The organism is Shewanella indica (assembly GCF_033842865.1).
GTDB lineage: Bacteria > Pseudomonadota > Gammaproteobacteria > Enterobacterales > Shewanellaceae > Shewanella > Shewanella indica.
Map to the genome: position 1 here is coordinate 3,970,931 of NZ_JAWXXR010000001.1, position 22,174 is coordinate 3,993,104.

The window sequence follows — 22,174 nt, forward strand, 5'->3', positions numbered from 1 at the left end:
AACCCAGGAACCTTTCACGGTTCAGCGGGTCTTTATACAGCAACCGGCCATAGCCACAGATCAAGAATTGAGAGAATATGAAACCCGCCAACAACCACGGACTGAAACGCATTTTCCGCGCCACCGGCTTTTCCATGAAAGGACTGAACTCAGCCTGGAAACATGAAGCCGCCTTTCGTCAGGAAGCCGTACTGGCATTGTTAATGATCCCGCTGGCGGTATATCTGGATGTGGCCAAGACAGAAAAATTACTGCTGATAGCAACGGTATTTATCGTCATTATTACCGAACTGTTGAATTCTGCCATTGAAGCCGTAGTCGACAGAGTGGGCGATGAAATTCATCCCTTGAGCGGCCAGGCCAAAGATATTGCCTCGGCAGCGGTCTTTATCAGCTTGTGTTTATGCGGCCTGACCTGGGCCGTGGTTATCTGGCCTCTGGTGTTCTAAAGCGCTTTGCTATGTTGATGCACGCTTTGGTATTTTGAGTGCTTCAGTAAGGAAACCGGGCATCAAGGCAAAACGCTCAATGCCCGGTCAAGTTTAGAACTGACTTCTGAGGTAGTTGACCGCTTGCAGTATCTGCTCCAGGCGGTCATTGCCCGGCAAGTAGGCTACATAGACATTACGTCTGAGCGGTGTTTTATCATCAATCACAAACAGCTCCCCTTTCGCCAGATAAGGTTCTATCATGTTTTGCGGTAAAAATGCACTGCCGCCATTATTGAGCAGAAAATCCAGCGCAATACGGGCCGAGCCGGTATGCAGCACGGGAATGGGTAACTCGGCATAGTCTCTGGCATGTTGAATATTAAACGCCGTGCCCCAATCGACCTTGATGTAATGCCTGCCTGCCAACTCAGTCAATGAGGACGCCGCAGCAGTGCTCACCAGATGCAGTGACACCTCCCCTATCTGCAACAGTTCAAACTCGTCCAGCTTAGGGGGATCAAAGGCAATGGCCAGATCCAGCGTCCGGTCCATCAGCTGTTTGGTCATCGCCGCCGGCGCCAGAATTTCGGTGCGCAGCGCCACTCCGGCAAGCCCCTGATGTAAACCCTGCATATATCCCTGTAGATATGCGTCCCAAATATTGGGCGCCGCGCCGATAACCAATTGTACCGACTGGTGCTCACTCAAGGAGATATCCTGTTTGGCCCGCTCCCAGGCGGTCAGTACCGCTTCGGCATGCGCCAGCATCCGCACCCCGGCCGGGGTCGGTTGTATGTTGTTTCGCTGCCGCTCAAACAGCTCAACGCCGAGAATACTCTCCAACTGCTTTACCCTGAAAGATACTGCACTGCGGGTCAGATAGAGGTTCTCGGCGGCCTTCCCAAAATGGCGGGTATGGGAAACTTCCAGAAATGTTTTGAGTAAATCCGTGTCCATAAAAAATTCTTTATCGTCATAGACAAATTTTTTTGATTTATAAATCAATCATACTAGCCAATACTCTGCTTGCAAATCTCCTCAAGAACCATTTTGTAAGGAATATCGCCATGTTGACCACGACTCCTTCACCATCGGCACTGCAGAGTGCATCTATGCAACAAGCCGCCAATGAGAGTTTCGTCAGCGAACGCCGTTTCTATGACGACAAGAACTTCCCCAAAGGCTTTCGCCGCAGCGGGGATTTTACTTACAACGAAGCAGAATTACTCGAAAAACATGGCGTTGCCATGCAGGCTCTGGCGGAAGGACGCCAAGCCCCCCGAAATCCGGAGGAGAGTCATTTTGTTGAAGTTGTCCGCGGAAATTCCGCTCCCGGTAGCTTGTTGGAAAAGATCTGGGTAAAGTATGTCAAGTTGGCTTCTGGGAAGCCTTTCTACGCAGTTGTCGGCACCAATTTGGTGAAAAAGGCCGATGCTGAGTATCTTGACGATATGATAGATGACGATGTTCAGGATGAGCCTGAACTAGAGGATGACCAATGAAAATTAGGGTTTGCGACTAAATGCGTGGTTGGATTTTATATAAAGAGACCGCGACTCAGCTAAAACCTGAATTGTATGAAATTAACCGATTGTTGGAGGCTGCCAAGGCCGACAATATCGAACTTGAGGTCTATGCTCCCGATGAGTTTGACCTCACAGTGACCCGAGAGGACAACAAGAGTATTTTACTGAACGGGCAACCAGTGGAGTTGCCCGATTTTATTATTCCCCGTATGGGCTCGGGTACCACCTATTTTGCCTTGGCGATTATCCGCCACCTGGAACGTCTTGGCGTTTATTGCCTTAACTCTTCCAAGGCGATAGAAACCGTTAAAGACAAGCTATTTTCCCAGCAACTATTGGCCGAAAAGAATCTGCCAACTCCCAAGACCATGCTGGTGAAATTCCCGGTGGATGTTGACCTGGTTGAACGTCACTTGGGTTTTCCTGTAGTGATCAAGACACTGTCCGGCTCGCAAGGCAGCGGTGTGTTTCTGTCGCACAAGGCGCGCGAGTTCGATGATCTGATGCAGCTTATCGAGGCCACCAACAAGAATGCCAACATTATTCTGCAGGAGTTTATCTCCAACAGTCACGGTCGGGACTTGCGAGTCTTTACCATAGGTGGCCGGGTAGCGGGATGCTATGAGAGACGCGGCCAAGAGGACAGTTTCAAAGCCAATGTCAGCGCCGGTGGCTCAGCCAGCCCCTTTGCGGTGACGCCTGAAATAGAGTGGCTGGCAACCCAGACCGCCAATATTTTGGATCTGGATGTCGCCGGAATCGATCTGCTATTCGATAATGGTCACTACAAGATTTGCGAGGCCAACTCCTCGCCGGGCTTTGAAGGACTGGAATCCTGCCTCAATCTGGATATCGCGGCACAAGTACTGCACTTTATCCGTATCCGTTTGGGCATGTTCAACAAGGACTCCAAGAAAAGCGACAGCAGCGAGTCCAAGGGCTGATCCGAACACGAGCTTTAATATCAGACTGAAGCGCTCCATTAACGGAGCGCTTTTTTGTTGCGGATCATAAAAATCGATAACTTTACAAACATTTTATTCACACAAAGCACTATTCTGGTTTAGACTCTCTGCAACCGCGCGGATTTTCAGCATCCGAAAATACAAGAAGTGTCGCCCCAAGAGCGAACCCAAAAGCACTCAAACCGCGCATGTGCCGAATTACCCCGGATAAGGAATCTCTGAGAAGGCACTTGGATTATCTGAGTAATAAAAAGAGATCACCCCATTGTTGATAACACATTCAATTAACATTTCGGGTTCAAGACTGGTGTTGACACTACTCCTGCTCTGCTGCGCGGCCAACTCTGCTCAGGCCGGCGAGTGGAGTCTGAATATAGGTGGTTTCTATTCCCAGTCCGACACCAATATGCAAGTCACAGATCCCTTGTTAGGCAACGATTTCGAACTGGATTTCGAATCGGATCTGCAGTTGGCGGAAAATGAGTTTCTGCCCTTGTTTGAATTGGGATATCGCTTCAACGACAGACACCATATCTATATCGACTGGAAACAACTGCATCGCAGCGCCGAAACTCAAGCAGTCAGCAGGCCATTTCAAATCCAGATTGATGACACTGTTTATGACGTCAAGGCCGGGGGCCAATTAGGCACAAGCCTTAATATTGATATCGTTCGTATTGGCTATGGCTATGATCTGTTTCAGGGCAACGGTTATAACATAGGGGTCAGTGTCGGCTTGCACACTATGTTGATTGACAGCAGTTTTGAGGGTTCCATTGGCGCCTGTGCAACTTCAGAACTCAGCGGCAATATCTGCAGCGCTCAACCTATTCCCAGAGTGGTAGATGAAAGTGTGACTGCACCTTTGCCGAATATCGGCCTCTTTGGTGACTATGAACTGGCGCCAGGTTGGCAACTTAATCTACATGCCCAATATTTTTCCGTGCGTCTGGATGACCTTGAAGGCTCATTGGTCGATATCAGAGCCGGTATGAAAACAGCGCTGAGTGACAACTGGGACATCAGTGTGGCGTACAACTATTACAAGGTAGATGTGGATGTGCGTCAGAGCACATCCAATGCCGAGGTAAAAGTGGCCGACTACAATATTTACTATAGTTTTATCGGCCCCATGTTATCTGTCAGCTATCGCTTCTAAGACCAATGTAAAAAACCGGGGACAGAACCCCGGTTTACGCTTTAAAGCATCCTTCTCAGCGCAGATCCTGAGCCCGACGTTTCTTGAAATCCGAATCTTCAAGCCATTGGGGCCAGTCATTGTTGTTGGCCAACCGTGCCAGAATATCGCTTATCAAGGCCAAGTCCTGCTGAACCCCATCCAGACTCCAGCTGGGGTCATAATCATCGGCTGCCTTATGATATTTGTGGGCAATATAATCCGGGTCTGTATCTCCCAAACTCATAAACAGCAAGCCGGGTACCCCTTCCTTGGCCAGAGCGAAATGGTCCGAGCGGAACATTAAGCCATTTTGCGGCCGCGGATCGGCCTTGACACTGCGTCCCTGCCCTTTGGCGGCATCATTCAGATACTGCTCCAACTCTGACACGCCCTCACCATAACGCAGGATATAATCCACGCCTTTGCCCATATTCATGCCGTCTATATTGAGAAATGCCACCAGTTGCTTGGTGGGAACCGGAGGATTTTCAGCAAAGTACTGGGCGCCAATGAGTCCGGTTTCCTCGGCAGTAAAGGCGCTGAACAGAATCGAGCGTTTCGGGGCTTCAATGCCCTTTTGCTGTTTGAAATGCTTTGCCAGTGCCAGAACACCGGCCACACCGGAGGCATTATCCACAGCGCCGTTGAGCACCACTTCCTTGCCATCTTCAATGGTCTTTCCCAGGTGATCCCAGTGAGCATGCATCACCAAGTATTCATTTTTACGCTCGGTTCCAGGCAACAGGGCCGCCACATTGTGGGATTGCGCCAGTTCTATCTTGTTGTTCAAGGTCAGATTGGCCTTGAGTTTCAACGGCACCGCCTTGAAGCCTTTATTGACCGCCTGTTGCTTCAAGGTGTCAAAGTCCAGACCCGCCTGGCTGAACAGCTTCTTGGCACTATCGTGCTGGATCCACCCCATCACGCCAAGCGATGATGCGTTGTTGTCTTTATCCACCAGGGTGTACTTGGTATTGGTGTTACTGTTACGCACCACTCCCCAACCGTAAGCGGCGGGCGCAGTTTCATGCACAATAAACACGGCCTCGGCGCCCTGACGGGCCGCTTCTTCATATTTATAGGTCCAGCGACCGTAATAGGTCATGGCATTGCCCTTGAATACCTGGGGATCCTGAGTGGCAAAGCCGGGATCATTGACCAGCACAATCAGGGTCTTACCACGAACATCCAGGCCTTCAAAGTCATTCCAGCCGTATTCCGGGGCATTGATACCGTAGCCGACAAATACCACTTCGCTGTCTTGCAGCTCCACCTTGGGCGTCACTCTTTGAGTGCGGGCGGTAAACTCCTCGCCATTGCTGAAACTCATTGAACCCAGCTTAAGCTGCATATTCTGATCTGCGCTGATCCTGGCCATGGGAACGGCTTGCAGGTAACTGTTGCCAAACCCGGGCTCAAGCCCTATCTCCTTGAAAGCCTCGGTAAGGTAATCCAAGGTCAGCTGTTCACCTGTCGACAAAGGCGCACGGCCTCCAAAAGCATCGCTGGCAAGGGTTTTCACATCCTGGCGATAGCGGGATTCATCCAGTTCAAAGGGAGCTGCCAACGCCAGAGCAGGCGTTAACAGTGTGGCCAACAGGCTACACACAGAGGTAAATTTCACGACTTCATTCCTTGCTATTATCTATTTTGTTCAGCCATTGTAACAGCGGCGCAGCATTCGGCAATCGGCGCAACAAGGTGACATTCCGTGAGCCTTTGGATCCACAAGCGGCCTGATTTATGTCAAGCTGAATAGGTAATTGCATTGACAATGAGTTCCCCTATGGCCATGACTCTGCTTCAACAAGCCGCCCAATACCTGAAAAAAGCCTTGCCGTTGATGTTAAAACATCAGATACCGACAACGCCGGTCAACTATGCGCTCTGGTATGCCTATGTCAGCGAGCGCAACCCGGCACTCAATGCCAGCCTGGATGAAGCCGTCAGCCAGTACAACACCTGTCCGCCCTCCACGGCGGAACTCCTCTACCGTCATCATCTGGCCCCGGAAGATGAACTGGATGTCAGAGATATGCGCCAGAGTATTGAGGCGATAGCGACCGAGCTGTCGCAGTCACTCAAGGATACCAGCTGCGATGCCGACAGTTTTCGCGCCAAAATTGAGCGTAACTTTGGCCGTATCAGCCGCTTGGATCAGGACGCCATGGATCTTGAGCAGGTGATGGGCATGGTCCGAGCCTTGGTGAAAGACTCGGATGATATTCGCAGCAGCACGGATTATTTGAGCTCGCAACTGAGCAAGGCCCAGCAGGAGATAGACAGTCTGCGGCTACAGCTGCAAAACACCGAAAAAGACATATTGTTTGATGCCCTCACCGGCTGCCTTAACCGCCGTGCCTTCGATGCCGACTTCGATAGCTTGTTGAGTCAGTCGCCGAAGGGCTGCTGCCTTATTCTGGTGGATGTGGATCACTTCAAGCGTTTCAACGATGAATATGGGCATCTTTTGGGGGATCAGGTGCTCAAGGCGGTGGCCAAGCGTCTGCAGGATAGTTGCCGTGACGGCACCAAGTTGTATCGTTTCGGTGGTGAAGAGTTCGCTATTCTGGTGCCGACCAGTCAGCTGAGAGTGGCCCGCCAACTGGCCGAAGCCATGAGACGGGCACTGGAGAAGGTTAGCGTAAGAGACAGGCGCAAGGGCCAGCTCATCAGCAATATCAGCGCCTCCTTCGGGGTTGCCGAGTGGCAGCAACTGGATACCCGCCAATCCCTTACCGAACGCGCCGACACCTTGCTCTATGAAGCCAAGCGTTTGGGCCGCAATCGGGTGATGCCGATATCAGGCTGAAACCGCCAGCGTCTGCAAGGCTTCTGCCTGCACCACAAATCTAAGCTCGGCGCCACCGCTCAGGCTGTCGAAGGGATAACAGGTGATCAGCGTCAATAGCCGCTCATCACTGCCCATCAACCAAGGTGTCTCAGATTCATGCACTACTGCGGTAGCCCGTATTCGATAAAAATGGATCTGGCCATCCATGCCCTGCAAGCGGATCTCCTGCCCCACCCTGGCCCCGGCCAGAATCGCGAAATGGGTATCCCTGTGACCGGCAATCACGGTATTGCCTGTCTCTCCGGCACCGGCTCCCGAGAGCATCTGCGCCGGTCCAAAGGCCAGGTTACGGCCACTGGCCCCGGCCAGCACATAGAGTGGCTCATGCTTGCCTATCCACAATTTGGCCGTAGGGTGGGTATCGGCCCAGGACCAGGGTTTGTGTGCCTGACCGTCAGTCAGACTCTTGGCCCAGGCCTTTTCAATCAAAAACTGGGCGAACATGGCTTTGGCTTGCATATATCCTCCTTTAACCAGCATGGCCGAACCCGCCACGACCAGAACAACTATCACTATTGAGCAGATATCGCTAAAGCGCCCCCTATTGACCGAGGGCATAGCGCCTGCTGTCAGGGCCTGATGAGCCTGGCTCATCGCCCCGCCTCCTCACAAGCACGGCCGCCAAAGGCCCTGGGGAAAGCCGCCAGCATCAGCGCCGCCAGCAAACTTGCCAACCCCAGCAGCAACATCAGCCGGCTGTCGGTGGCGGTCTGCGGCAACTTACCCTGCCAGCCCTTGGGCGCATGACTGGCCACTTGCCCTTCCCGGGTCGCCGCAGCGTCCGGATTGACCGGGGTGACATCCACTGCCACCAGGCTGGTGTACGGACTGACCAAGTGATACTTAAGCGACAGCGCTGTGACCTGGCGTTCAATGCGTTCACTGTTGGCTGCACCTTTGGCCAGCTCCAGCGCGGCTATCTGTTTTCTGGCCCAGATAAGATCCAGCCCTTTGGGCTCAGTCTTGGCATTGAGCGCCAGCTCCTGCTGCCAGAATTGGCCATCGATAAGACCGGATACGATAACTGCCTTTTGGGCATTACTACGCTGTTTGATGCTCACCAATACCGGCTCACCCTGATAGAGATCCGGAATTTGTACCGGCCAGTAATCCGGCACTGTGCCGTCAGGGTAGCGCAGCGACACATCTGTGATCCTGGGAGCGGAGATTTTTTCCAGCAAGGCAACCACCTTTTGCTCCACCTCCTGCATCTTGCCAATATAGGTAAAGCTGCCCCGCCCCAGCTCGGCGGCGCGCTGCATAAAGTGGGAGTTGGGGGCACTGCCTATGCCTACGGTAAACAGGCGGTTTTCGCCGAGCCTGTCTTTAATCAGTTCAAATAGCGCCTGTTCATTGCCTACGGCGCCATCTGTCATGAAAATCACTTGCCTGAGCGCCTTAATCTCACCTTGCGTGCCGACTTTATTTTGAGCGGCAAAATCATTGTTCAATGCCAGCTCAAGCGCCTTGGCCATCTCGGTACCACCGTTGGCTTCCAGGGCGCGAATAAACTGCTGCGCCCGACCTATATTGTGGGCCGTAGCCGGCAAAGAGTTGGCCGCCATGGTTTGCACTGCAGAGTTGAATTCAACGACATTGAAACTGTCCTCAGGTTTGAGACTGCTTAAGGCATACAGCAGTGCCTGTTTGGCCTGAACAATTGCATCTCCCCCCATGGAGCCCGAAGTATCTATCACCAGAATAAGCTCCCTGGGCAAGGGCTTGGCCACCTCTTTGCTCTGTGGAGGCATCAACATCAATAGACTGTATTCATCCCTGGCAGCTTGGCCTTCGGCCTGCGCTAAAGAAGGTGCTGGGGTATGGGTCTGGCCTTGCTGGCTGAACAGCGCCGCTGCGGGCTTGGCGCCCGGATCCGCTTGCCATTGCAACACAAAGTCGCTGTCGGCCTTGGTATTGTCTTGTTGCAGCTGCACCCGAATACGGCCATCACTCAGGGTTTGTTGAGAAATAGCATGATAAGGGGATTCCAGCGATAGCAAGGGAAAACCGGCATCCAGGATAATATCCAAACTGAGACGATTCTCCTGGCCACCGCTGTGCGCTTGGGTGCCTATAGGCTCAGAGCTTTCGCCATCATCGCCGGTGAACATCTTTTCAAGGCTCGCGGCTTCAATCACAGGGCTCAACAACCGCGCCGCCTCTTCCACGCCCTTGAAGCTTTGCAGCATGCTTTGAGGCAGATAACGGGGCGTGTGGGTCATGGGAAAGCGCAGGCTGAACTGACCATCACGGTAATCCAATGCTTGCTGGTAGCTGAAGCTGACTTTAAGGGTTTCCCCCGGGGCCAAATTAGCCACCTGAGTGGTGAACAGGTTGGGCCGCTCCTGACTCAGTAAACTGGCGCGCTTGCCCTGAGCCTTGGCCTGCTCAAAAGTGCGCTTGGCCTCTTCCTTTGGTTGAATAACCCCCTCGATGATCCGCTCACCTATTCTCAGCTGCATGCTGTCCACCGCCGCCTCATTGGGCAGCGGGAACAGGTAACGGCCGTGGATCCACTCCTGGGTATCATTGGTGAATGACTGGGTGACGCTGACTCTGTTACTCCAGCCACTGATGCTCATACTGACTTCGGTTGCCAGTGCCGGGGCCTGAGTGTCGCCAAAGGCGAGTACCCCGGCACCGGGCCACTGCGGATTATCTATCAGTTGAAGGGTACCTTCCTGAGCCTGGGCACTTGCAGGCTCTTCGGCAAGTTGGGGGCCATTCTCGGCCCAGGCTTCAACCGAGCTCACCAGGTTGAACACCAGCAGTGCCAGCAGGGCAAAGCCTGAAAATTGCAGGGCGTTAACGGCCCGGCATAAATAAGTATCCGAATCGCTGTGACTGGCAGCAGGCATTCTCTGAAACTGCTCGTTTTCCTGCCGAGGGATATCCATATTCATTTTATCGTTCCCTCTCAATTGCCGCTTTGTTGATTGGCTGCCAGGGCAGCGCCCTGAGTCTGCAATTTCAGCGTGACCCGACGGTCAAAGAAGTCGCTCTCGCGGCTCTGTTTGGCACTGAGGGGTGAACTGGCGCCAAAAGCCTGGGTTTGCAAACGCTCTTCGGCAACGCCTTGGCTAATCAAATAACTTTTCACCGCCTCAACTCGCTGCTCGGACAGCGTCTGGTTGTAATCAGAATTACCGCGGCGATCGGCATAGCCGGTCAGATCCAACATCAGCTCAGGCGACAGGCTCATGGCAAAAGCCAAATCGTCCAACTGGCGGGCAAAGTGGGGTTCGATTTCGGCGGTGCCGGTACGAAACTGCACATTCATACCCACTATCAACTCTTCGAGCTGGGCAGCCCGGTCGCGGGAAAGCGCATTAAGACGGCTCTGGGCATCGGCGTATTGCAACGATACCTCCTTCAGCGCTCGCTGCTTCTCACTGAGACTCGCCAGTTGTTCGGTTTGCTCGGCAAGCTGTTGCTGCTGACTCTTGAGCTGCTCGTCATCGCCCACAGACTTACCCACTATGCCACCGGTGAAGGCACCGATAACCGCCCCCACAGGCCCCCCAACCACGGCGCCCAGCAGTGCGCCTGTGCCAAAACCAACCAACTCTTCGTTGTGGTCTCTCTCCTGAGTGGGTAAGTTTGGCTGGCTGTCGGCGTGCGCCAGAGAAGAAGTCAGCAACAGTGATGCCATGATCAGGGAGGCTATGGGGGTCTTTTTCATCATCTCGATTCCTTTTGTCTTGTAGAGCTTGCTGCCAAGTTGGCAGCGTTCCTCGTCGTTGAGATGATTAAACCCCATTGAAATGGCAAGTCTGGGGAGCAAAAATGGCACTTTGGCTATCAATTGTGGCAACAAAATGGCAATTGGAAGCGATCGCTTTTTTCACGGCTAAAATCCTGTATAGTCACGGCTATTCACGGCTCGGCAGGAACAAGAGGCAGATGAAACGCATTGCCATAGTGGAAGATGAAGCTGCAATAAGAGAAAACTACAAAGATGTGCTGCAATCACAGGGTTACTCGGTGCAGACTTACGCCAACCGCCCCGAGGCGATGCAGGCCTTCAACACCCGCTTACCGGATCTGGCCATTATTGACATAGGTCTGGAGCATGAAATCGATGGTGGCTTTACCTTGTGCCAGTCGCTGCGGGCGATGTCGGGCACCCTGCCGATTATTTTTCTCACCGCCAGAGACAGCGACTTCGATACGGTTTGTGGCCTGCGTCTGGGTGCCGATGACTACCTGAGCAAAGATGTCAGTTTTCCCCATTTGCTGGCGCGGTTGGCGGCGCTGTTTCGCCGCTGCGAACTCGCCGGCAGCAGCGCTCCGGCCGACACCCTGATGGAGCGCGGCGCCCTTACCATAGATGCCAACCGAATTCAGGTATATTGGCAACAGCAGCCGATTGAACTGACAGTGACCGAATTCTGGATGGTGTACGCCCTGGCCAAACATCCCGGCCATGTGCGCAGCCGCACCGAATTGATGCAGGAAGCCAAGATTTATGTTGATGACAGCACCATTACCTCCCATGTAAAGCGGATCCGGCGCAAGTTTATCGCCGCCGATCCAGCCTTTGACTGTATAGATACCGTCTATGGCATGGGTTATCGCTGGGATCCCGAATCTTGAAGTTTCCCTCCTATCACCCGCCAATAGGCCTCAGAACCAAGACTCTGGTACTGTCGCTGTTTTTGCTGTGCCTGCCCTGGCTTGGCTATCAGTATGTGTGGGAGATGGAGAAATATCTGCGTCACGGCCAGGAGAAAACCCTGGAAGGAACCACTCAGGCCCTCGCTACGGCGCTGCATGAAAGACCCAGACTGTTCGACAGCCAGGCCAGTTTCCTCAATCAAGTGGAAAAGGGCCGCGATCTCTACGCCTATCCGCTCAACGGCCCCATTCAGCTGGATGGCCGCCTCAATGATTGGGAGGCCTACCGCCATCGCGCCATGACCTATGGCGAAGAGCATACCCTGATGCGCTTGAGTGACAGCCAGTCAACGCTGAGCTTTACCCATATGGTCGGTAAATATGGCGGCTACCTTTACGGCTTTTTCGAGGTAACGGATCCAAACGTGATTTACCGCGGCCGCAACAGCCTGAGTGTGGATCGCAACGACTATCTGGCTATCGCCACCCTGGCCCCGGATGGCCGTTTTCGCCGCTACACCATAGCCAACAAGCACGATGGCTGGCTCAGCGCCTTCGAGTTGCCTGAAAATCCGGCGCTCAGCGCCCCGGTGACACCAGAGGTCCGCATTCAGGGCCAGTGGTTGAAAACCGATAAGGGTTACAATATTGAACTCAGAATGCCGCTGGAGATGGTGGGCAGTAAACTCAGTTTTGCCATTCATGATGTCAACGACAAAAAGAGCCGCAGGCTCGAAGCCATAGTTGGTACCTCGGCCACTGACCGCGCCGACAAGCTGGGGACGGTTCTGGTACCATCACCGGAAATTGAAAGTATTATCAAAGGCATGGGGCATAACAGCTCGCGGATCTGGGTGGTGGATGTCCATGGCCGGGTGCTGGCCAAGTCGGGCGATATTCGCGCCGATTCCAGTGTCTGGACCCGCTCGGTCGAGGAGGAGCGGCAACCGGAAAGCTTCTTTGGCAAACTGGAACACGACTATCTACACCCCATCTACTACACAGTGCTGACCAAGCCACCTATGGATTTTATCGACTCACTGCAGGATTCGACCGAACTTGGCGGTAGCCATATTCGCCGGGCGCTGAATGGCCAGATGGCCTCCACCTGGCGCCTGACACCGGATAACAAGGCGGTGGTGTTGGCGGCGGCCAGCCCCATCTGGATTGACGATAAGGTGATGGGCGCCGTGGTTGCCGAGGAAACCACCCATGGTATCCGTACCCTGCGTAACCGGGCACTGGAGAAGCTGTTCAATGTGATCCTGACCGTGATGGCCATGGGAACCCTGGCACTGTTTGTGTTTGCCTCCGGGATCTCCAGCCGTATTCGCAAACTCAGGGATCAGGCCGAGCGCGCCATCGACAGCCAGGGTCGGGTTCGCGACACCATTCCACCTTCAAAAGTGCGCGATGAAATCGGCGATCTGTCGCGCAGTTTTGCCAATATCGTCAGCCGGTTGGGGCAATATACCCACTATCTGGAAAACATGTCCTCACGGCTATCCCACGAATTGAGAACCCCGGTGGCCGTGGTGCGCAGCTCATTGGAACACTTGAGTCTGCAGCAACTGGACAAGGACGCGGCCAAGTATGTCGACCGCGCCCAGGAAGGGGTCAACCGCTTATGGCTGATCCTCGCCAACATGAGCGAAGCCACCCGGCTCGAGGAGTCCCTGTCCCAGGCCGAGATAGATGAATTCCCGCTGACCAAGGTAGTGGCAGGCTGCGTCGCCGGGTATCAGATGACTTACAAGGAACAAGGTTTCGTGCTGGTGTTACCGGATGAACCTTTGACCATGCGCGGCGTACCTGAATATATCGCCCAGCTGATGGATAAGCTGGTCAGCAACGCCATTGAGTTCAGCAAAGCCGATACCGATATCCGCATCAGCCTCAAGGTGCAGGGCAAACAGGCCCTGCTCAGGGTGGAAAACCAAGGGCCACTGTTGCCGGAAAACATGGCCGAGCAGATCTTCGAGTCCATGGTCTCAGTGCGGCCGCAAACGATGCAGTCCAAACCTCATCTGGGACTGGGACTTTATATCGCCAGGCTTATCACCGCCTTCCATGGCGGCCATATCAGTGCCAGCAACCTGAGCGATGGCTCGGGTGTCGAAATTCGGGTCAGCCTGCCGCTACTTTAAGCCGCGGCCAACTTGAACAAGTCTCAAGCCCACCGCACTGGCAATGACAAGATTCAATGTTAAGATGCCTCAAAGGGGCGCCCGCCCCGCCATCACAAACAAGAGTTGCATCCATGAAGAAAGCCACCAAGCTGGTCTCACTCGGCCGGGACAAAAAGTGGAGCAAGGGAGTGATCAATCCTCCCGTGTTTCGAGCATCAACCGTTGTATTTGACAGCATGGAACAGATGCGCCACGCCACGGCCAATCGCGCCAAAGGGGAGATGTTCTATGGCCGCCGCGGCACTCCGACTCACTTTGCCTTTCAGGCGGCCATTGCCGAACTCGAAGGCGGTGTTGGCACTGCGCTCTACCCTTCAGGCTCTGCGGCCATCAGTGGTGCCCTGCTGTCTTTTCTGAAGGCCGGCGATCACTTGCTGATGGTAGACAGTGTCTACGAGCCCACCCGGGATCTGTGCGACAAGCTGCTCAAGGGGCTGGGGATTGAAACCAGTTACTATGACCCCTTGATTGGTGCCGGTATCCGCGATCTTATCCGCCCCAATACCAAAGTGCTGTTTCTGGAGTCTCCCGGCTCCATCACCATGGAAGTCCAGGATGTGCCGACCCTATGCCGCATCGCCCATGAACATCAATTGGTCACCATGCTGGACAACACCTGGGCCTCCCCCATCAATTGTCGCCCGTTTGAGATGGGCGTCGATATCTCGATTCAGGCCGCCACCAAGTACATAGTGGGTCACTCGGATGTGATGCTGGGTACGGCGACCGCCAATGAAGCACACTGGGATACCCTGAGGGAGAACAGCTATCTCATGGGCCAATGCACCTCTGCAGACGATATCTTTCTGGCGGCCAGGGGGCTGAGAACCCTGGGGGTGAGAATGGCGCAACATGAAAAAAATGCTCTCAAAGTGGCCAATTTCCTGGCGCAGCGCCCGGAAGTGGATCACCTGCGCCACCCGGCGTTTGCCAGTTGCCCGGGTCACGAGTTTTTCCTGCGTGACTTCAGCGCGGCCAACGGCTTGTTTTCCTTCGTGCTCAAAGAGGGTAACCGCAAGGCGATGACTGCCTTCGTCGAAGGGATGGAGCACTTCAAGATGGGATTTTCATGGGGTGGCTTCGAAAGCCTTATTCTGGCGATATCCGGCATAGAGAAATTGCGCACGGCAACCCAGTGGGACAGCAGCAAGCCCCTGGTGAGACTGCATATAGGTTTGGAAGATCCGGACGATTTGATTGCCGACCTCGAACGGGCCTTTGAGCGTTATCACGCCGCAATCCAGGCTTAATCAGCAAAAGCCCGCTTGAATGCGGGCTTTCCAAGGACAGTAATAGCTTGGCTGTCAGTCAAAGTCCAGATCATCTGCCGACACTCCCACTCCCAGTTCACGGGACAGGGCCATCTGTTCTCGAATATCCTCTATTCGCCTGCGAGCCGCGCTTATCCGCATATCTTTTTTACTGACACGGTTATTGGATGTCAGAGTTCCCTCTTGGGCCGCTTCGCTCTTGCCTCTACTCAAAGATTGATTAAATGACATGGTCTTCCCTTAACCTCACGCCGGTTCTTTACCGTCTCCTCAAGAGCACTTCCAGCACACTTGGAGCAGAGCCGGTAATCCGGAATTTAAACGATACATCCGGTGTTAAATATACCGGAGCCCCTCACATCATGCCTTATTAAAGAGCCTGTTCCTATCGGAAAGTTCCCATATTTTAATTCCGTTCAGCAAAAACTCAGGCGTATGAAAAACAAACAAAATGCACATACTCAATTAATTAACGCACGACACACCTTACTAAGGGCATAGAAACATTTGCTTACTATTATCACTGATGCAAATTTGTTTAAATTAAAACATCTGCGCAACACAATATTTTTGTACAGCAATAGTATTTAATATAATTAATTGATTTTAATCGATTAACTCACCCAGCTCACCTTGTTTTTAAATTGTTAAAAATAAATTAATTATAAATTAATAAACATGATCATGTGTTGCTAAATCTAGGTTTAAATTGAATCATATCTTTGTCATTGAAACATTTGACAAACAAAATAAAAACACAGCCAAGCATGGCGATTTACAATAATAATCAAGGAGAGAGATATGACATCCATATCTACAACAGCCAAAGCCGTTCGCTTCGGCCTTATGGCTGCTGCTACCAGTATCGCTTTTACAGGTTTCAGTTATGCTGAAGATAAACCTGAAACATTTGAACGTATTGAAGTCACAGGTTCAAAAATCAAGCGTATAGGGGAGATAGCACCAACACCGGTCACTGTGATCACAGGCGATGGCCTTATTGAAGCAGGTGTTACCAACGTAGCAGATCTGCTGCACAAGATGCCTAATACCCTGGTTGGTCTGTCACCGGAAACCACCAACAACACTGTTTTTGCCAGTGGTCTGAATAACACTGACCTGAGAGGATTGGGTTCCAACCGCACTCTGGTGCTGGTTAACGGCCGCCGCTTTGTAGCCGGTTCGCCAGGCTCAGGCGCCGTGGATTTAAACAACATCCCTACCGCCATGGTTGAGCGCATCGAAATCACTACGGGTGGCGCGTCTGCTGTTTATGGCTCTGACGCCATTGCCGGGGTGGTCAACATAGTGACCAAAACCAGTTTTGATGGCTTGGCTATCGATGCTTCTACAACACGCCCCACCGAAGATGGGGGTGAAGAAGAATATGCCTCGCTGACTTTTGGCTCTGACTTGGGTAAAGCCAACTTTGTGACCAACATCAGTTGGTCACGTCAGGGGCAGATTTCATACATGGACAGAGAATTCCTGCGTGAAGCGCCGATTGTGGTGCGAAATCCCAATGCCAATGGCCCGAATGATCCGCAAGCAATAATGTGGGGCCATGGTCAACAGGTACTGGCTTCATACAGCAAGACAGGCACTTTTGAATCCAATGGCACCCGCTATACCTTCAGCGATGACGGTCAAATTCGGCCAATGGATCTGGGTCAGCCACTGCCGCCGCTAACCAGCGGCCGGGTGGACTATCTCGGTGGTGAAGGCTACAACTTTGCTGAGAACTCTTTCATCAAGACGCCACTGGACAGGATCAATTTCTTTACTGTGATGAACTATGACATCAATGATGATCATAAATTTACCATGGAGGCCAGCTACACCAAGTCCGAAGCCTATGGTGAAAGCTCTCCTGCCTTCCTTAATTTCAAGCTCTATGATGATAATGCCCTGCTCTCTCCTGAAGCGGCGGCTTTGGTGACGGCCGGTGAAGAAAAACCAGGTGGAGGGGTAAAATTAGGCTATCTGGCATCTGATTTCGGCAACCGTAAATACAGTCAGGACAGAACTACAGCAAGATTGGCACTGGGTGTTGACGGTGCACTGTCCGATACCTGGTCCTACGATGTTTACGCCACTGTCGGCCATGTTCAAGCCGACACCGAATGGTATGGTGAAATATTCGAGCAGCGCTTCTATGACTCTGTCGATGTGATCAAAGATGCCGACGGTAATCTGGTATGTCGTGACGAATACGCCAGAGCCAATGGCTGTAAACCTTTGAATATATTTGGCCGCGGCCAATATGATGAGGCCGCCTATAACTGGGTCAGCACAGATGCCATTCGCCGTTCATCAATCGATCAATACGTTGCCGGCGCCTCTGTCAGCGGCGATCTATTTGAACTGCCTGCCGGCTTTATCGCTGCTGCATTCAGCGTTGAATATCGTAAGGAAACGGCTGAAACCCTGCCGGATCCGGCAATGCGTGATGGTTTATTATTTGGAAACCAGTCTCAACCACTTTATGGTGAGTTCGATGTGACCGAGGCATCAGCCGAATTATCCGTCCCGCTGCTGCAGGATGTGATGTTGGTGCAGGATCTGACACTGGAAACCGCGTTCCGTTATATGGACTACTCCTCCTCCGGCTCTGATACTGCATGGAAAGTCGGCATCAACTGGGCGCTCAATGACGATTTACGGATCCGGGCCAACCGCTCCAAGTCTGTACGGGCACCTAACATTGCCGAACTGTACAACCCATCCAGCCAAACCTTCCGCACCATCAACGATTATTGTGCTACCAGCTTCAGGAACAGGATCAACCCGGACTATCTGGACAATGTATTGGCCAACTGTGCAGCTCAAGGGATCCCGACCGACTTTGAACCTTCCCAGGACTGGTACGGTTCAACTCGTCCAGGCTTTATTGTAGGTAACCCGGACCTGCAGAACGAAGTTGCAGATGACATCACTCTGGGCTTTGTGTACACCCCATCTTATCTGGAAAACTTCAGCTTGACAGTGGATTACTGGAAGTTTGACATGGAGAACGTGATCAACAGCTTCAGCGGTGCTGAAGTCGTTAAGTACTGCTATCAGTCAAGCAGCACAGATAACGACTTCTGTCCTTTGCTGGAACGTGATCCCGATACCCATGAGATAGTGAACTACTACGAGAAGCCGGTTAACTCAGCATCCAGTATCACTTCAGGTTTTGATATTGAAGCCAATTACCGCCTTGAAACCAGTTTCGGTGATTGGGGCTTCCGCCTATTCAGCACTTATCTGGAAGAGCGTTCATTCAACCCGACCGGATTCGCCGATGATGAAGTTAAATCGGCAGGTGAGCAGGCTCGCCCACGCTGGCGTCATCGATTGACCACAGACTACACCTACAATGACTTCTCGGCCGTATTGACTGCCAACTATCGCAGCGACACTGTGCGGGATAACGAATGGTCACCCAATCAAAACAACTATAACGATATCCCGTCTTATACTACTTTTGATTTGACCAGCCGTTACAACATCACAGATGCCTTGCAGGTTCGCGCCGGGATACTCAACATGTTTGATCGCACCCCACCTCGCCAGCCAGGCGTGTATAACCAAGGTGCTTACTACGACATGCTGGGTCAACGACTCACTGTGGGGGTAAACTATAAGTTCTAATTCTATTGTTACTGAAAAGCCACTTGCATAACAGCAAGTGGCTTTAAGTAATCGGCACCTTCCCTAATTAACTAAAACCCTGTTAGATAGATGTGGATTGGATATCAGGGTTCCCTCTTAAGCCACTTCGCTTATATCCACACGCAAAGTTTGGTTAATGCCGGTTATTCCTGTTTACTCAAGAGCGCTTTCTTTTAAATTGGATCAAAGTCGGTACCTCGAAGTTAACAATAATACATCCGGTATATCCTCTCCAAAGTCCCCCCGATTAAAGATACCTATCCTACCGAAAAATCCCCTCATGGCTTTTCAAACAATAAAGACAGTGCTAACCCGCAAAAAATAACGCATAACACACTGTAAAACAAATAAAAATAATTGCTTACAATTTAAAATGTCAACAAAAAATCGCCAAACAGAAACATAGATATAACGTATGAAAATCCATTTAACAAAAAATACAGACAGATTTTAACCGGTTGCAAAATTTTTAATCAAAAAATTTATGTAGCAAAATTGTGAACGATAAACTCTCTTAAAATCACCCAAAGTCAATCTATTGCTAACACATGTAATAAATTGAATCATTAATTGGTCATTTCCGTATCTGACAAACAAGAAGAAATATGAAAACTATAATTTCTCAAGGAGATAGTCATGACCTCTGTATCTACAACCGCAAAAGCAATTCGCTTCTGTCTTTTAGTTACTGCCGGCTGTGCTGTTTATTCTGGAACCAGCTACGCTAAAGATAAAGATGAACCCATAGAACGTATCGAAGTCACAGGTTCAAAAATTAAACGTATAGGAGAGTTGGCCCCGACCCCTGTTACCGTAATCACTGGTGACGGTCTTATTGATGCCGGTGTTACCAACGTCGCAGATCTTCTGCATAAGATGCCTAATACCCTGGTTGGTCTGTCACCGGAAACCACCAACAACTCTGTTTTTGCCAGCGGTTTAAATAACACTGACCTGAGAGGATTGGGCTCCAATCGAACTCTGATATTAGTGAATGGCCGGCGCTTTGTGGCCGGCTCACCGGGCTCAGGTGCTGTAGATTTGAATAATATTCCAACAGCCATAGTTGAGCGTATCGAAATCACCACAGGCGGGGCATCGGCAGTATATGGTTCTGATGCCATTGCCGGTGTAGTTAACATAGTGACCAAGACCAGTTTTGATGGGCTGGCGCTGGATGCCTCTACCACCAGACCAACACAATCTGGAGGTGAAGAGGAATACGCCTCACTGACCTTCGGCTCTGATATTGGCAAAGCCAATTTCGTAACCAACATAAGTTGGTCGCGACAGGGGCAGATTGCACATATGGACAGGGACTTTTTGCGCGAAGCGCCGATTGTAGTGCGAAATCCCAATGCCAGCGGCCCGAATGATCCCCAAGCAATAATGTGGGGTTATGGTCAACAGGTCCTGGCCGCCTACACCAAGAGCGGAGCGTTCACCACCCGAGCCGGAGAAAAATACACTTTCAGTGATGACGGTAAAATTCGCCCAATGAAGCTGGGGCAACCTCTGCCCAAACTCACTAATGGCCGGATAGATTACCTTGGAGGCGAAGGCTATAGCTTTGCCGAAAACTCCTTTATTAAGACGCCGTTGGACAGGATTAACTTCTTTACTTTCATGAACTATGACATTAATGATGATCATAAATTTACCATGGAAGCCAGCTATGCCAAGTCAGAAGCCTATGGTGAAAGCTCTCCGGCATTCCTCACTATTCCGCTTCATGTAGATAATGCTTTTCTTTCGTCCGAAGCTGCAAGTTTGGTCAAAGCGGCCGAAAGGCGGCCAGGTGACGGTGCCAGAGTTGGTTACTTGGCGTCCGACTTTGGTAACCGAAAATACAGTCAAGAGCGAACCACAGCCCGCTTAGCTTTGGGGCTTGAAGGCGCAATCTCCGATACCTGGTCATACAATGTTTATGCCACTGTTGGCCATGTTCAAGCCGATACCGAGTGGTACGGTGAGATGTTCGAGCAGCGCTTTAAGGATGCTGTCGATGTTATCCGCGATAAAAATGGTGCCTTGGTATGTCGTAGTGAACATGCCAGAGCCAATGGCTGTAAGCCGTTGAATGTGTTTGGTCGCGACCTTTATGATAAAGCCGCTTACAATTGGGTCAGCACAGATGCCATTCGCCGTTCATCAATCGATCAATACGTTGCCGGCGCCTCTGTCAGCGGTGATCTGTTTGAGCTGCCTGCGGGTTTTATCGCTGCCGCATTCAGTTTGGAGTATCGAAAAGAGACTGCCGATACACTGCCAGACCCGGCAATGCGAGAAGGTCTTATATTTAACAACAGCTCTCAACCTCTGTCAGGCGAATTTGATGTGACTGAAGCATCGGCTGAATTGTCCGTTCCATTGCTAAAAGACATTATGTTAGTGCAGGATCTAACTCTTGAAACTGCATTTCGTTATATGGACTACTCTACCTCCGGCTCAGATAACGCCTGGAAAGTGGGATTCAACTGGGCGCTCAATGACGACTTTCGAATTAGAGCCAACCGTTCCAAGTCAGTGCGAGCTCCCAACATAGCCGAATTATTTAACCCTTCCAGCCAAACATTCAGAGGAATAAATGACTATTGCGCGGCCAGTTATCGCAATAGAATTAACCCCACATATTTAAGTAATGTGCTGGCTAACTGTGCAGCCCAAGGGATCCCAACTACCTTTGAACCTTCCCAAGAATGGTATGGTTCAACCCGACCAGGCTTTATCGTTGGTAACCCTGAGTTAAAAAACGAAGTCGCGAATGATTTCACTCTGGGCTTTATATATACGCCATCTTATCTGGAAAACTTCAGCTTGACCGTGGACTACTGGAAGTTTGATATGGAGAATGTGATCAATAATTTCAGCGGTGCCGCAGTCGTTAAGTATTGTTACCAATCCAGTTCAACCAATAATCAATTCTGTCCTTTACTCAGGCGAGATCCCACCACTCATGAAATCGTCAATTATTTCGAGAAACCCTTTAACTCGGCATCCAGTATCACTTCTGGCGTTGATTTTGAGGTCAACTATCGTCTTGAAACCGGTTTTGGTGACTGGGGCTTCCGCCTATTCAGTACTTATCTGGAAGAGCGTTCATTCAACCCGACCGGATTCGCCGATGATGAAGTTAAATCGGCAGGTGAGCAGGCCCGTCCACGCTGGCGTCACCGACTGACCACAGATTACACCTACAATGACTTTTCTGCCGTGCTGACCGCCAATCATCGCAGTAGCACAGTGTTGGATAACGAATGGTCACCCAATCAAAACAACTATAACGACATCCCGTCTTATACCACTTTTGATTTGACCAGCCGTTACAACATCACAGATGCCTTGCAGGTTCGCGCCGGGATACTCAACATGTTTGATCGCACCCCACCTCGCCAGCCAGGCGTGTATAACCAAGGTGCTTACTACGACATGCTGGGTCAACGATTCACCGTGGGGGTAAACTACAAGTTCTAATTCTATTGCT

General features: G+C 51.5%; 16 protein-coding genes. 10 read left to right on the plus strand and 6 right to left on the minus strand.

The window, feature by feature from the left end; genetic code table 11:
- Nucleotides 1–77: 77 nt before the first annotated feature.
- Nucleotides 78–449 carry a diacylglycerol kinase gene (locus tag SIL79_RS17765; protein WP_071476182.1) on the plus strand — a complete coding sequence of 124 codons (372 nt, stop codon included), beginning with the start codon at nucleotides 78–80 and terminating at the stop codon, nucleotides 447–449.
- Between the two features lie 93 nt (nucleotides 450–542).
- Here the strand turns inward: SIL79_RS17765 and hdfR are convergent, their stop codons facing one another.
- Nucleotides 543–1,388, minus strand: coding sequence for an HTH-type transcriptional regulator HdfR (gene hdfR / locus SIL79_RS17770; RefSeq protein ID WP_071476202.1), 846 nt, complete (start codon nucleotides 1,386–1,388; stop codon nucleotides 543–545).
- 110 nt (nucleotides 1,389–1,498) lie between these two features.
- Between hdfR and SIL79_RS17775 the strand changes: the two genes are divergently transcribed.
- The 3 genes from SIL79_RS17775 to SIL79_RS17785 all read left to right on the plus strand — a co-directional run bounded on the left by SIL79_RS17775 (nucleotide 1,499) and on the right by SIL79_RS17785 (nucleotide 4,081).
- Nucleotides 1,499–1,933, plus strand: a complete 435-nt coding sequence (locus SIL79_RS17775) for a DUF413 domain-containing protein (RefSeq protein WP_039033298.1) — start codon at nucleotides 1,499–1,501, stop codon at nucleotides 1,931–1,933.
- Between the two features lie 20 nt (nucleotides 1,934–1,953).
- Nucleotides 1,954–2,901, plus strand: a complete 948-nt coding sequence (locus SIL79_RS17780) for an ATP-grasp domain-containing protein (RefSeq protein WP_071476183.1) — start codon at nucleotides 1,954–1,956, stop codon at nucleotides 2,899–2,901.
- Between the two features lie 328 nt (nucleotides 2,902–3,229).
- Entirely contained in the window at nucleotides 3,230–4,081 is an 852-nt protein-coding gene (locus SIL79_RS17785) for an outer membrane beta-barrel protein (RefSeq protein ID WP_233962340.1), read from the plus strand.
- 55 nt (nucleotides 4,082–4,136) lie between these two features.
- Here SIL79_RS17785 and SIL79_RS17790 read toward each other — a convergent pair whose 3' ends face one another.
- On the minus strand, nucleotides 4,137–5,726 hold the full coding sequence (locus SIL79_RS17790) for a M28 family metallopeptidase (RefSeq protein ID WP_319619845.1): 1,590 nt from the start codon (nucleotides 5,724–5,726) through the stop codon (nucleotides 4,137–4,139).
- Nucleotides 5,727–5,888: 162 nt separating this feature from the next.
- Between SIL79_RS17790 and SIL79_RS17795 the strand changes: the two genes are divergently transcribed.
- Complete coding sequence (locus tag SIL79_RS17795; protein ID WP_319619846.1) at nucleotides 5,889–6,914, plus strand: GGDEF domain-containing protein; 1,026 nt, start codon at nucleotides 5,889–5,891, stop codon at nucleotides 6,912–6,914.
- Here the strand turns inward: SIL79_RS17795 and SIL79_RS17800 are convergent.
- Genes SIL79_RS17800 through pdsO form a run of 3 tightly spaced genes read right to left on the minus strand, consistent with a single transcriptional unit; the run spans nucleotide 6,906 to nucleotide 10,641 of the window.
- Entirely contained in the window at nucleotides 6,906–7,514 is a 609-nt protein-coding gene (locus SIL79_RS17800; RefSeq protein WP_052247971.1) for a class GN sortase, read from the minus strand. The two genes, SIL79_RS17795 and SIL79_RS17800, sit on opposite strands and share 9 nt — an antisense overlap.
- Nucleotides 7,515–7,546: 32 nt before the next feature.
- The gene (locus SIL79_RS17805; RefSeq protein ID WP_319619847.1) at nucleotides 7,547–9,859 is read right to left on the minus strand and encodes a marine proteobacterial sortase target protein; all 2,313 of its coding nucleotides are present in this window, start codon (nucleotides 9,857–9,859) and stop codon (nucleotides 7,547–7,549) included.
- Nucleotides 9,860–9,873: 14 nt separating this feature from the next.
- Entirely contained in the window at nucleotides 9,874–10,641 is a 768-nt protein-coding gene (gene pdsO / locus SIL79_RS17810; protein WP_319619848.1) for a sortase-associated OmpA-like protein PdsO, read from the minus strand.
- Nucleotides 10,642–10,859: 218 nt separating this feature from the next.
- On the opposite strand from pdsO, the gene pdsR reads away from it, so the two are divergent.
- From pdsR to SIL79_RS17825, 3 genes are all read left to right on the plus strand, one after another.
- Nucleotides 10,860–11,552 carry a proteobacterial dedicated sortase system response regulator gene (gene pdsR / locus SIL79_RS17815; RefSeq protein ID WP_025009526.1) on the plus strand — a complete coding sequence of 231 codons (693 nt, stop codon included), beginning with the start codon at nucleotides 10,860–10,862 and terminating at the stop codon, nucleotides 11,550–11,552.
- Nucleotides 11,549–13,720, plus strand: coding sequence for a proteobacterial dedicated sortase system histidine kinase (pdsS, locus tag SIL79_RS17820; RefSeq protein ID WP_319619849.1), 2,172 nt, complete (start codon nucleotides 11,549–11,551; stop codon nucleotides 13,718–13,720). The genes pdsR and pdsS overlap by 4 nt, the downstream gene beginning before the upstream one ends.
- Before the next feature lie 113 nt (nucleotides 13,721–13,833).
- Complete coding sequence (locus SIL79_RS17825; RefSeq protein ID WP_144361302.1) at nucleotides 13,834–15,012, plus strand: cystathionine beta-lyase; 1,179 nt, start codon at nucleotides 13,834–13,836, stop codon at nucleotides 15,010–15,012.
- A gap of 54 nt (nucleotides 15,013–15,066) precedes the next feature.
- Here SIL79_RS17825 and SIL79_RS17830 read toward each other — a convergent pair whose 3' ends face one another.
- Nucleotides 15,067–15,264: a hypothetical protein gene (locus tag SIL79_RS17830; protein ID WP_039033344.1), complete on the minus strand. Its 198-nt coding sequence runs from the start codon at nucleotides 15,262–15,264 to the stop codon at nucleotides 15,067–15,069.
- Between the two features lie 570 nt (nucleotides 15,265–15,834).
- Here SIL79_RS17830 and SIL79_RS17835 point away from each other — a divergent pair.
- The gene (locus tag SIL79_RS17835; protein ID WP_071476187.1) at nucleotides 15,835–18,669 is read left to right on the plus strand and encodes a TonB-dependent receptor domain-containing protein; all 2,835 of its coding nucleotides are present in this window, start codon (nucleotides 15,835–15,837) and stop codon (nucleotides 18,667–18,669) included.
- Between the two features lie 657 nt (nucleotides 18,670–19,326).
- Nucleotides 19,327–22,164 carry a TonB-dependent receptor domain-containing protein gene (locus SIL79_RS17840; protein WP_162206538.1) on the plus strand — a complete coding sequence of 946 codons (2,838 nt, stop codon included), beginning with the start codon at nucleotides 19,327–19,329 and terminating at the stop codon, nucleotides 22,162–22,164.
- Nucleotides 22,165–22,174: the final 10 nt, after the last annotated feature.